13 protein-coding genes are annotated in these 11,746 nt (G+C 62.3%); 9 read left to right on the top strand and 4 right to left on the bottom strand.

Features of this window, described 5'->3' with window-relative positions; translation table 11 throughout:
- Positions 1-134: 134 nt before the first annotated feature.
- A complete protein-coding gene (locus AWB82_RS21320) occupies positions 135-287 on the top strand; it encodes a DUF3096 domain-containing protein (RefSeq protein ID WP_086970746.1) in 153 nt (50 codons plus the stop codon).
- Between the two features lie 156 nt (positions 288-443).
- Here AWB82_RS21320 and AWB82_RS21315 read toward each other — a convergent pair whose 3' ends face one another.
- Positions 444-692 (bottom strand): hypothetical protein, encoded by a 249-nt coding sequence (locus AWB82_RS21315; protein ID WP_086970744.1) that lies wholly within the window; start codon positions 690-692, stop codon positions 444-446.
- Between the two features lie 474 nt (positions 693-1,166).
- On the opposite strand from AWB82_RS21315, the gene AWB82_RS21310 reads away from it, so the two are divergent.
- Both AWB82_RS21310 and AWB82_RS21305 read left to right on the top strand, forming a co-directional pair.
- Positions 1,167-3,041: a glycoside hydrolase family 15 protein gene (locus tag AWB82_RS21310; protein WP_086970742.1), complete on the top strand. Its 1,875-nt coding sequence runs from the start codon at positions 1,167-1,169 to the stop codon at positions 3,039-3,041.
- A gap of 354 nt (positions 3,042-3,395) precedes the next feature.
- The gene (locus AWB82_RS21305; protein WP_086970741.1) at positions 3,396-4,667 is read left to right on the top strand and encodes a polyhydroxyalkanoate depolymerase; all 1,272 of its coding nucleotides are present in this window, start codon (positions 3,396-3,398) and stop codon (positions 4,665-4,667) included.
- Between the two features lie 104 nt (positions 4,668-4,771).
- Here the strand turns inward: AWB82_RS21305 and AWB82_RS21300 are convergent, their stop codons facing one another.
- Positions 4,772-5,404 carry a TetR/AcrR family transcriptional regulator gene (locus AWB82_RS21300; protein ID WP_086970739.1) on the bottom strand — a complete coding sequence of 211 codons (633 nt, stop codon included), beginning with the start codon at positions 5,402-5,404 and terminating at the stop codon, positions 4,772-4,774.
- A gap of 390 nt (positions 5,405-5,794) precedes the next feature.
- Between AWB82_RS21300 and rsxB the strand changes: the two genes are divergently transcribed.
- From rsxB to AWB82_RS21285, 3 genes are all read left to right on the top strand, one after another.
- Positions 5,795-6,649: an electron transport complex subunit RsxB gene (gene rsxB / locus AWB82_RS21295; RefSeq protein ID WP_407643028.1), complete on the top strand. Its 855-nt coding sequence runs from the start codon at positions 5,795-5,797 to the stop codon at positions 6,647-6,649.
- 16 nt (positions 6,650-6,665) lie between these two features.
- Positions 6,666-7,310: an endonuclease III gene (nth, locus tag AWB82_RS21290; protein WP_086970737.1), complete on the top strand. Its 645-nt coding sequence runs from the start codon at positions 6,666-6,668 to the stop codon at positions 7,308-7,310.
- A gap of 75 nt (positions 7,311-7,385) precedes the next feature.
- Positions 7,386-7,817 (top strand): DUF1841 family protein, encoded by a 432-nt coding sequence (locus AWB82_RS21285; protein WP_062255411.1) that lies wholly within the window; start codon positions 7,386-7,388, stop codon positions 7,815-7,817.
- 86 nt (positions 7,818-7,903) lie between these two features.
- Here AWB82_RS21285 and AWB82_RS21280 read toward each other — a convergent pair whose 3' ends face one another.
- Positions 7,904-8,284, bottom strand: coding sequence for a c-type cytochrome (locus tag AWB82_RS21280; protein WP_086970735.1), 381 nt, complete (start codon positions 8,282-8,284; stop codon positions 7,904-7,906).
- A 42-nt stretch (positions 8,285-8,326) separates the two neighbouring features.
- Positions 8,327-8,692: a c-type cytochrome gene (locus AWB82_RS21275; RefSeq protein WP_086970733.1), complete on the bottom strand. Its 366-nt coding sequence runs from the start codon at positions 8,690-8,692 to the stop codon at positions 8,327-8,329.
- A gap of 398 nt (positions 8,693-9,090) precedes the next feature.
- Between AWB82_RS21275 and AWB82_RS21270 the strand changes: the two genes are divergently transcribed.
- From AWB82_RS21270 to AWB82_RS21260, 3 genes are read left to right on the top strand one after another with little or no spacing between them, the layout of a single operon-like run.
- Entirely contained in the window at positions 9,091-9,933 is an 843-nt protein-coding gene (locus tag AWB82_RS21270) for an AAA family ATPase (protein WP_086970731.1), read from the top strand.
- Between the two features lie 9 nt (positions 9,934-9,942).
- Positions 9,943-10,533 carry a GNAT family N-acetyltransferase gene (locus AWB82_RS21265; RefSeq protein ID WP_086970729.1) on the top strand — a complete coding sequence of 197 codons (591 nt, stop codon included), beginning with the start codon at positions 9,943-9,945 and terminating at the stop codon, positions 10,531-10,533.
- Between the two features lie 26 nt (positions 10,534-10,559).
- Positions 10,560-11,735: a vWA domain-containing protein gene (locus tag AWB82_RS21260; protein WP_086970727.1), complete on the top strand. Its 1,176-nt coding sequence runs from the start codon at positions 10,560-10,562 to the stop codon at positions 11,733-11,735.
- The last annotated feature ends 11 nt before the right edge of the window (positions 11,736-11,746 follow it).

Below are 11,746 nucleotides of genomic sequence, written 5' to 3'. Positions count from 1 at the left end.
TGCTTGTTATCGGGGCGACGCGCGAATACGCCAACATCGCAAGGCCCAAGGCGGGAGCAATTTCCGCTCCAAAAGATACACCTCGCACGACGGGCCAACCGACACGATTCGAACCAACAACAGGAGTTGCCGCGATGACTATTCACCTAGGCCTCGGCCCGCTGATCTCCCTGATCGCCGGGATCCTCATTCTCATCATGCCGCGGTTGCTGAACTTCATCGTGGCGATCTATCTGATCGTGATCGGGCTGATCGGCCTGTTCGGGATGGGATCGGCCCATTTCTGACGGGCGCGCGACTGTCGTGTGACGCCGGATCGCGTCGGCGGTTCCGCGCATGCACACGGATGCGCGAGCGCACGCGCGCGGGCCGAACCGCGTGCGTGCGCAAAGTGTCACGAAAGGAGAACACGCGGACGGGCCGCGCCGGTGATCCAGGTTGAGTCAGCCGTTCGCGAGTTGATCGAGACGCAGGCGTCCCTGGAGCGACAGCGCACCGACCGATACGCCAGCCGCGCCGAAGGTGTAGCGGTTGAAACAGCCGCGCTCGGTGAGAAACACGGCGGCGGTTTCCATCGCATTGCGAGACAGGCCGAGACGTTTGTGATCGAGCGCGAGGAGCATTTCGGCGTCCGACACGCGGCTCGCGGCGGAAAGTACGGCGATGCAGTCAGCTTTCGACGGATAGAGCATGGGATTCTGTTCCTCGAAACGCTACGTTGAAAACCGGAAGGGACGCGGCGCGAAGCGACTGCATGGCCCGCGCGCGAGACGACCGGGAACATGCTGAAAGACAAATGAAAGGTGACAAAGTTTCAGCGCCGCGAACAACGGGCCGATGCAAGCGCTGATGCCTTTCAGGAAACTTTAATCTAAACATCAGTCGAATAATTTTTCAACGGCGCGATCGGCGGTTCGCTAGTGCTTTTCCGCCAACGCGACGCGGCCGCCGTTGCACTGGCCGTCGTGCGTCGATTGCGCGCGGCCCGGTTTTCTGCTCATCGCGAACGATTGCGGCAGAATGCGGCCAGAAAGCATGCGTGGCGTGCGTCGCCTTAGTGACGACGACGCCGCGCTTCGCCCGGGCGCGCGCTCGTCCCGAATCTGTTGCTCAACCCGCGGCGCGTTTCAATTCGGCCTGCGCCGCCAGCAGGAAGATGTTCGCTTATGCCAGCACTGATCGAAGACTATGCGATGGTCGGCGACGGCCACACCGCAGCCCTCATTTCCCGCTACGGCTCCGTCGATTGGCTCTGTTGGCCGCGCTTCGACTCCGGCGCTTGCTTCGCCGCGCTGCTCGGCACGCCCGAGCACGGCCGATGGCTCATCGCGCCAGACATGCCCGACGGCGAGTCGCCCGTCATCACGCGCCGCTATCGCGAAGACACGCTGGTCCTCGAAACCGATTTCGAGACGCCGCAAGGGGCCGTGACCATCGTTGATTTCATGCCTTCGCGCAACGGCCATTCAGAATTGGTGCGCATCGTGATCGGCCGTCGCGGCACGGTGCGCATGAAGATGGAACTCGTGCTGCGCTTCGATTACGGCTCGGCCGTGCCCTGGGTCAGCCGCCTGCCCGACGACAGCGGCATCCGCGCGATCGCCGGACCGGATCTCGCGGTGCTGCGCACGCCCGTCGATCTCGTCGGCGAGAACATGCACACGACCGCCTGCTTCGATGTGAACGCGGGTGAGCGCGTGCCCTTCTCGCTGTGCTACTCGCAGTCGCATCTGCGTTTGCCGCACGCGTCGGACCCGCATACGCAACTCGCGCGCACCGAAAACCACTGGCGCGAGTGGTCCGGGCAAAGCAAGCTCAACGGCCGCTGGGCGAGCGCGATCCGCCGCTCGCTCATCACGCTCAAGGCGCTCGCGTATGAGCCGACGGGCGGCATCGTCGCCGCGCCGACGACCTCGCTCCCGGAGCAACTCGGCGGCACGCGCAACTGGGATTACCGCTACTGCTGGCTGCGCGATGCGACCATCACGCTGCTCGCGATGATGCGCGGCGGCTACTACGACGAAGCCCGCGCATGGCGGGCGTGGCTAGGCCGCGTGATGGCGGGGTCGCCGTCGCAGATTCAGATCATGTACGGCATCGCGGGCGAGCGCCGCCTGCCCGAATGGGAGGTCCCGTGGCTGCCGGGCTACGAGGGCGCGGCGCCGGTGCGCGTCGGCAATGGCGCGGTCGATCAGTTGCAGCTCGACGTCTACGGCGAAGTGATGAACGCGCTGCACCTCGCGCGCGTTGGCGGCCTGCAGAGCGACGAAACCGCGTGGTCCATTCAGTGCGCCATGCTGCAACACCTCGACACGATCTGGGAGCAACCCGACGAAGGTATCTGGGAAGTGCGCGGCGGAAAGCAACACTTCACGTTCTCGAAGGTGATGGCGTGGGTCGCATACGACCGCGCGATCAAATCGGCGGAAACGTTCGAGCTGCCTGGTCCGATCGACCACTGGCGCGAGATGCGCGCGCGCATCCGCGCCGAGGTGTTGAAGAAGAGCTGGAATCCGGAACTCAACTCCTTCACGCAGGCATACGGCAGCGATGCGCTCGACGCGAGCCTGCTGCTCATCCCGTTGCTCGGATTTTTGCCGCCAAAAGATCCGCGAGTGACCGGAACCGTACATGCGATCGAGACCGATTTGACGCACGATGGACTGGTCAAGCGTTATCACACCGCCGAAGTCGCGGACGGACTGCCGCCCGGGGAAGGCACATTTTTAGCTTGTAGCTTCTGGCTGGTCGACAATCTGGCGCTTCAGGGCCGCATCGACGATGCGCACCAGATGTTCGAGCGCCTCGTCGGTCTCGCGAACGACGTCGGGCTGCTGGCCGAGGAGTACGACACGGTGGCGAAGCGGATGGTCGGGAATTTCCCGCAGGCCTTCACCCACGTGGCTTTGGTGCACACCGGGATGAACCTGATACGACACGAGGAGGAGATGGCGAAGGCGGTCGGCCAGCCGTCCGGTTCGGAAAATCATGCCGAAACGGAAGCCCACGACGCCGTCGACGCAGATGCAGGAAAGACTTAAATCTCTGTTTTGTTTGGCGAAACAGGCGTTTTAACGGTAATATTGCTGCAACGCACAAAAAGTAAGATCGAAGAATGTGTTGTTTCTAGACAGGCAATTTAAACCGACCGGTTGAATTGAATGTTTAATGCGCGGAAAATATTGCCGCGACTCAAGGCCGATCCGGCCTGAGTCGATAACGCGCAGGTGGCACACGACAGGCACGCGGAAACATCGCAGGTAAGAACGTGCCCCGGCAGCAAGGCGACAGCCCGCCGCGCCGCCGGGGATCATCGAATGCCGTTGAAGTTCATCGCCGGAACTTTGCCGGGATCAACGGGCGTACCGGTTTCCACCGGAGTTACTGGGGCAACCATGCTCTATCAAATTCACGAATTCCAACGCGCCATGCTGTCTCCCCTCACAGCATGGGCCCAGGCAGCATCGAAGTCGTTTGTCAACCCGGCCAGTCCGCTCGCCTACGTTCCTGGTTCGAGCCGACTCGCCGCGGGTTACGAGCTGCTTTACCGGCTCGGCAAGGACTATGAAAAGCCGGAGTTCGAACTTCATCAGATCGTCAAGGACGGTCACAACATTCCGATCGTCGAGCAGACGGTCGTCGAGAAGCCGTTCTGCCGCCTGCTGCGCTTCAAGCGCTTCGCGGACGACAGCGCCACCGTCACCAAACTGAAGAACGAGCCGATCGTGCTCGTGTGCGCGCCGCTCTCTGGCCACCATTCGACGCTTCTGCGCGACACGGTGAAGACGCTCCTGCAGGACCACAAGGTGTACATCACCGACTGGATCGACGCACGCATGGTTCCGACCGAGAACGGTCCGTTCCATCTGGACGACTACGTCGAATACATCCAGGAGTTCATCCGTCACATCGGCGCGAAGGATCTTCACGTGATCTCGGTGTGTCAGCCGACCGTGCCGGTGCTTGCGGCCATTTCGCTGATGGCGAGCCGTGGCGAAGACACCCCGCGCACGATGACGATGATGGGCGGCCCGATCGACGCGCGCCGCAGCCCGACTTCCGTCAACTCGCTCGCGAACGAGCACTCGTATGAGTGGTTCGAGAACAACGTCATCTACACGGTGCCGGCGAATTATCCCGGCGTGGGACGCAAGGTCTATCCGGGCTTCCTGCAGCACGCCGGCTTCGTCGCGATGAATCCTGAGCGCCATCTCACGGCCCATTGGGACTTCTATCAAAATCTGCTGCGCGGCGACGATGACGACGCCGAGCAACATCGCCGTTTCTACGACGAATACAACGCCGTGCTCGACATGGCAGCCGAGTACTACCTCGAAACGATCCGCATCGTGTTCCAGGAATTCCGGCTCGCCGAAGGCACGTGGGAAGTCAACGACGAACTCGTGCGTCCGGAAGACATCAAGCACACCGCGCTCTTCACGATCGAAGGCGAGCTCGACGACATCTCCGGCAGCGGTCAGACGCGCGCCGCGCACGATCTCTGCACCGGCATTCCGGCGAAGCACAAGCGCCATTTCACGGCGGAAAAAGCCGGCCACTACGGCATCTTCTCGGGCCGCCGCTGGCGCACGATGGTGTATCCGCAATTGCGCGAGTTCATTCTCGAACACGACAAGACGCCGAAGACCGAAGCGGTGCCCGCGTAAGCGCGAACGCGCCGGGACCGATTCCATAGCGGCAAACAAAAACGTCGCGCCTTGCAAAAGGCGCGACGTTTTTCTTGGGACGTCCCGTGCGCGAGCGCGCTGAATCAGCGGCGCGTCAGGAACGCAAGCAGCAACTCGGTATTCATCCGCACGATCTGCTCGCGCTGTGTCTGCTCGCTGAAATCGAGCCCGAAAGTCGCCTCCAGCGTGAAGCGGTTCGAGACGATGTAATAGCCGAGCCCCGACAGGATGATGTAGAACTTGAGCGGATCGACGTCGGTGCGAAATAATCCTGCTTTCTGGCCACGATCGAGAATGGCCGTGAGCGTCGTGACGATCGGCGAAATGAGTTCGCGTATCCGATTCGATCCTTTGATATATCTCGCCTCGTGCAAATTCTCGTTATTGATGAGGCGCAGCAACTCTGGATGATCCCGGTAGTAATCCCAGACGAAATGCGCCAGACGTGTCATCGCTTCGATTGGCGCGACACCGTCGAGTTCGAGCGTGCGTTCGGCATCGACGAGCGCGGAAAGCGCATGTTCGAGCACGGCGGTGAATAACTGCTCCTTGCTACCGAAGTAGTAATAGAGCATGCGTTCATTGGTCTCCGCCCGGCGCGCAATTTGATCGACGCGGGCGCCGAACAAGCCTCCGGCCGCAAACTCTTCTGCGGCAGCAAGCAAAATACGGCGCCGGGTGCCTTCAGGATCTCTTTTGATTTTCGGCTGATTCATGGTGGCATGATTCGGGAGCCGCGTTGCCGGATTAGCGTCACGCGGCCCGCGTTGGGGTACATGACGTGAACGGGCGCTGCCCAGGGTTATTGGGAAACTCCGTCCTGCGGTCAAACGAAAAAGCGCTTTGATTATGCGCACATCGAAGGACATTGGCAATTAGGATTGAAAGCCATTCGACACGACCGTTGACGACTTCGGCGATAATGTCGAACAAAGCCGAGCGCGCGCCCACTAAACGGGACGCGCACCAAACAGGCAGCGTGTTGGTTCGTCGTGGACGCCGAAGCGTTTTCTTCGCAATTCGAAGCGCACCGCGTGATCACAGCCACGTTCTTCGCCCACGCTGCGACAGTCCCCAAGGCATCATCGCAATCCCTCGTGACCGCAATCTCTCCCAAGACGCTCGCCGCGCGCATCGAAGACCTGCTGCCGCAGACGCAATGCACCAAGTGCGGCTATCCCGCCTGCCGGCCCTACGCCGAGGCCATCGCCGCGGGCGAGGCGAACTACAACCAGTGCCCGCCGGGCGGCGCACAAGGCGTCGCGCGTCTGGCTGCGCTGCTCGGCAAGCCCGATATTCCGCTCGATACGACGCATGGCGTGGAACGCGCGCGCCCCGTCGCGGTGATCGACGAGAACGTATGCATCGGCTGCACGCTGTGCATGCAGGCGTGTCCGGTCGATGCGATCGTCGGCGCGGCGAAGCAGATGCATACCGTCATCGCCGAACTGTGCACGGGCTGCGATCTGTGCGTGCCGCCCTGCCCGGTCGATTGCATCGCGATGGTGCCCGTAACCGGCGAGCGCACCGGCTGGGATGCCTGGAGTCAGGACGAAGCCGATGCCGCGCGCGCCCGGCACGACCGGCGCCTCGCGCGTCTCGAACGCGAACGCGCGGCGGCGGAAGCACGGGCGAACGCGCGTCAGGCCGCGCGCGCGGCTCAATCGACCCAAGCGGCTCAATCGGCCCAACCTGGACAGCCGGCGCAGAAAGCCGAGCAAACGCAGCCCGCGAGCGACGATCCGGAAGCGAAGAAGCGCGCGATCATTCAGGCCGCGCTCGAACGCGCGCGCAAGAAGAAGGAAGAGATGACGAAGCTCGGCGCGGGTCCGAAAAACACGGATCACGTGAGCGCGGCGGTGCAGGCGCAGATCGACGAAGCCGAAGCGCGCCGCCGCCGTCTCGGCCTCGCGGACGACGCAAACGCGTCCCATCCCGATAAAGGCGACAAACCCGCGTAAGAACGGACATCGAACCATGAACGCCACGAAGCGCCGCGCCATCTACGAGACGTTGCAGAGCCTGACCCCGCATCCGAAGACCGAACTCGAATACACCACGCCGTTCGAACTGCTGATCGCCGTGATGCTCTCCGCGCAAGCCACCGACGTCTCCGTGAACAAGGCGATGCGCAAGATGTTCCCCGTCGCCAACACGCCGGCAGCGGTGCTCGCGCTCGGTGAGGAACGCGTCTCGGAGTACATCCGCACGATCGGGCTGTATCGCACGAAGGCGAAGAACGTGATCGCGACGTGCCGCATGCTCGTCGACCAGCACGGCGGCGAAGTGCCGGACAACCGCGAGGCGCTGGAGGCGCTGCCGGGCGTCGGGCGCAAGACCGCGAGCGTCGTGCTGAACACGGCGTTCGGGCAGCCGACGATCGCCGTCGATACGCACATCTTCCGCGTCGCGAATCGCACCGGGCTCGCGCCGGGCAAGGACGTGCGCGCCGTCGAAACCGCGCTGGAGAAGTTCACGCCGAAAGAATTCCTGCAGGACGCGCATCACTGGCTGATCCTGCATGGACGTTACGTCTGCAAGGCGCGCGTGCCGGAATGCTGGCATTGCGTGATCGAGCCGCTCTGCGAATATCGGCCGAAGACGCCTGCGCCTGTCGAATGAGGATGGTTTGGGCAGGACCGGCGCGTCGCGGTCTACAATAGCAGGTTCAGAAACCCGCAATCGAATCAATACCTTATGTTCAACCCTAGCCGCGACGAAGTTCGCCAGTTCTTCACCGAAACGTGGCGCAAGGAGCGCGCCGGCGAGATCCTGACGCCGCTCGAAAGCATGGCGGCCGACTGGATCGGCGAGCATCCCGAATATCATGACGCGCTCGTGAACCCCGAATCGCACGAAGCCGATTACTCGCCCGATCGCGGCCAGACCAATCCGTTTCTGCATTTGTCGATGCATCTCGCGATCAGCGAGCAACTTTCGATCGATCAGCCGCCGGGCATTCGTCGCGCGCACGACAGGCTGGTCGCGCGCCTCGGCTCGCCGCACGACGCGCAGCACGCGATCATGGATTGCCTCGGACAAGTGATCTGGGAGGCGCAGCGCTCCGGCACGCCGCCCGACACCGACGCCTATCTCGCGCTGATCGAACGCCGTGCCTCGCGCGACTAAGCATCGAAACCGCGCCGCCTAAGCAAAACACCCCGCTCCAGAGCGGGGTGTTTCGTTTGGCTGCGAACTGCCGGAGCAACGCGCGCTTACTTCTTCAGCACGAGACTGCCGTCGAGCGATTCGATATACGCCGCGAGATCCTTCAGATCGCTCTGCGACAGGCTTTGCACCTGCGCCGCCATGATGGCGTTGTTGCGCCCGAAATTCGGATTGTTGCCGCCGATCTGATACTGGCGCAGCGCCCAGTAGATGTAAGTCGCATGCTGACCCGCGAGACGCGGATACTCGCCGCTCACCGGTTTGTTCAAGCCGGGGCCGTGACAGGCCGCGCAGTTGTGGCTGTCGGAGAGCGCCTTGCCGTTGCTCACGTCGGCCGCGTGCGCGGGGCCGAACGCCGTCATGCCGATGAGCGCCGCTGCCGCGCATGCTGCCTTGAAGCTTGTGTGAAGTGCCTTGGACGGCTTCATGAATTCTCCTTCCCGTTGTCGCTTTGCGTTCTCACGCGCGGATCACTTGTCGGGATTGTTCTTCGATTGGGGAGTCTGCGCGGCATAGTACGCGGCGATGTCGGCGATGTCCTGATCCGACAGCGTCGTCGCGATGGCGTGCATCGTGCCGAAATGACGGTCGCCCTTCTTGTAGGCGTGCAGCGCATTGGCGATGTACTGCGCGTTCTGGCCGCCGAGCATCGGCACTTCGTAGACTTCGGGGTACGCGGTGCGATAGCCGGGGATGCCGTGGCAGCCGATGCACATCGCGACCTTGCCCTCTGCGGCCTTCGCGTTGCCGACGACGTCGGCCGACGCCTGGGTCGCGAAGCCGGCGAGACCGGACAGCGCTGCAATCACGGCACATTTGCCGACGAAATTGTTCATAGCTCTTCTAACCTGGCTTGAGGGGAAATCCGGCGCTCACAAGGCCGCGGCCCGCGCCGAGCGCAATACAACCTTCTCGGGACTGTTTGCTGCTGCAAGGTCTGTCGCCACGCAGGCCAAAAAAATCGCGCTAATTGTACCGCGCGACCTACCCTCCGTCCACACGCGAACCGCGCAGAAGCCCATCTGACAAGGGGAATCGGCTGAAAAAGCGGGTGTTCCACCTGCGACAATTCGTCCCTATACCGGCGATAACCCGTTTGCGCGCACGCTTCGCCCGACTTCGGGCACGCGTCGGCGACTCGCCGATAACGCGGCTCAAACGATACCCGGCGGGCCTCAATGCCGAAAGGTCTTCTGACTTATACTGGGATTTTTTTGCCAACCGGATCTTCGTCATGCGCTTCGAAGGCTCATCGCAGTACGTCGCAACCGACGATCTCAAGCTCGCGGTGAACGCCGCGATGACGCTGCAGCGGCCGCTGCTCATCAAGGGCGAACCGGGCACCGGCAAGACCATGCTCGCGGAGGAAGTCGCGCTCGCGCTCGACATGCCGCTCCTGCAATGGCACATCAAATCGACGACCAAAGCCCAGCAGGGCCTGTACGAATACGACGCCGTCTCGCGCCTGCGCGATTCGCAGCTCGGCGACGAACGCGTGAAGGACATCCGCAATTACATCGTGAAGGGCGTGCTGTGGCAGGCGTTCGACTCGGACCAGCAAAGCGTGCTGCTCATCGACGAGATCGACAAGGCGGACATCGAATTTCCGAACGATTTGCTGCGCGAACTCGACCGCATGGAGTTTTACGTCTACGAGACACGCGAGCTCGTGAAAGCGAAGCACCGGCCGCTCGTCATCATCACGTCGAATAACGAGAAGGAGTTGCCCGACGCGTTTCTGCGCCGCTGCTTCTTCCACTACATCCGTTTCCCGGACGCGGAGACGATGAAGGCCATCGTCGAAGTGCATTTCCCCAACATCAAGCAGGATCTGCTCGCCGCGGCGATGCAAAGCTTCTTCGAATTGCGCGGCGTGTCGGGACTGAAGAAGAAGCCGTCGACGTCCGAACTGCTCGACTGGCTCAAGCTGCTTCTCGCCGAAGACATTCCGCCCGAAGCGCTGCGCTCGTCCGATCAGAAGCAGATCGTGCCGCCGCTGCACGGCGCGCTGCTCAAGAACGAACAGGATGTCGCGCTCTTCGAGCGGCTGCTCTTCATGAATCGCAACCATCGTTAATCAGAAAAAATGAGCCGCTGGATCGAACCCGTCACGTTGGAAGGCGAGCACGTCAAGCTCGTGCCGCTCACGCCCGAGCACGAACAGGCCCTCACGGCCGCCGCGAGCGATGGCGAATTGTGGAAGCTCTGGTACACCTTCGTGCCTTCGCCCGACAAGACACGCGCTTATATCGACACCGCGCTCGACATGCGTGACCGGCTCGGGGCGCAACCGTTCGCCGTCATCGATGCGAAGAGCGGCGACATCGTCGGCTCGACGCGCTACTTCAACGTGGACGAAGCGAACCGGCGGCTGGAAATCGGCCATACGTGGTACGCGAAACGCGTGCAAAAGACCGCGCTTAACACCGAAGCCAAGTTGCTGCTGCTCGCGCACGCGTTCGACAAGCTAAATGCCATCGCCGTCGAGTTCCGCACGCATTTCATGAACCACGCGTCGCGCTCGGCCATCGCGCGGCTCGGCGCGAAGCAGGACGGCATTCTGCGCAATCATGGGATCGGCCGGGACGGCGTGCTGCGCGACACCGTCGTGTTTTCGATCATCCAGTCGGAGTGGCCGGCGGTGCGCGCCAATCTGAATTTCCGGCTCGACCGTTAAAGCCCCGTCATGTTGGAGAGCGCGCCATGCTGATCGACTTCTTCTACTCGCTGCGCGACGCGAAGCTGCCCGTTTCGGTGAAGGAATATCTGACCTTGCTCGAAGGGCTGAAGGCGCAGGTGATTTCGCCGTCGCTCGACGAGTTCTACTTCCTCGCCCGCATGACGCTCGTGAAGGACGAGAAGTACTTTGACAAGTTCGATCGCGCGTTCGGCGCGTATTTTCACGGCGTGACGCAGCTTCCCGACGAAGCTTTCGACATTCCGCTCGACTGGCTCAAGAAGCGGCTGGATCGCGAATTCACGGCGGAAGAGAAAAAGCGCATCGAGGCGCTCGGCGGCCTCGACAAGCTCATGGACCGCCTGAAGGAACTGATGGACGAACAGAAGGAGCGTCACGAAGGCGGCAACAAATGGATCGGCACGGGCGGCACGTCGCCGTTCGGGCACGGCGGTTATAACCCGGAAGGCATTCGTGTCGGCGGGGAATCGTCGGGCAATCGCACCGCCGTGAAAGTGTGGGACGAGCGCGCGTACAAGGATTACGACGATCAGGTCGAAATCGGCACGCGCAACATCAAGGTCGCGCTGCGTCGCCTGCGGCGCTTCGCCCGCGAAGGCGCCGCGGAAGAACTCGATCTGCCCGACACGATCCGCAGCACCGCCGCCAACGCGGGCTGGCTCGACATCAAGATGGTGCCGGAGCGCCACAACAACGTAAAAGTGTTGATGCTGCTCGATGTCGGCGGCTCGATGGACGATCACATCAAGCGCGTCGAAGAGCTTTTCTCGGCGGCGAAGGCGGAGTTCAAGCACCTGGAGTTCTATTACTTCCACAACTGCGTGTACGACTATCTGTGGAAGCACAACCGCCGCCGTCACGCCGAGCGCACGCCGACTTTCGACGTGCTGCACAAGTTCACGCCCGACTACAAGCTGATCTTCGTCGGCGACGCCACCATGAGTCCCTACGAAGTGCTGCAGCCGGGCGGCTCCGTCGAATACAACAACGCCGAGGCGGGCGCGGTGTGGTTGCGCCGCCTGGCCGATCAGTTCCCGCACCACGCGTGGCTCAATCCCGAACCCGAGCGGCTGTGGGAATATCGGCAGTCGATCGCCGCGATCCGCAACGTGCTCGGCAATCGCATGTACCCGCTCACGATGGCCGGCCTCGAAACCGCGATGCGCGCCCTGTCGAAGTAACGCGTCTAAAG

Origin of the sequence: Caballeronia glebae (genome assembly GCF_001545035.1) — a bacterium.
GTDB classification, from domain to species: domain Bacteria; phylum Pseudomonadota; class Gammaproteobacteria; order Burkholderiales; family Burkholderiaceae; genus Caballeronia; species Caballeronia glebae.
This window is presented reverse-complemented; position numbering and strand designations above follow the sequence as displayed.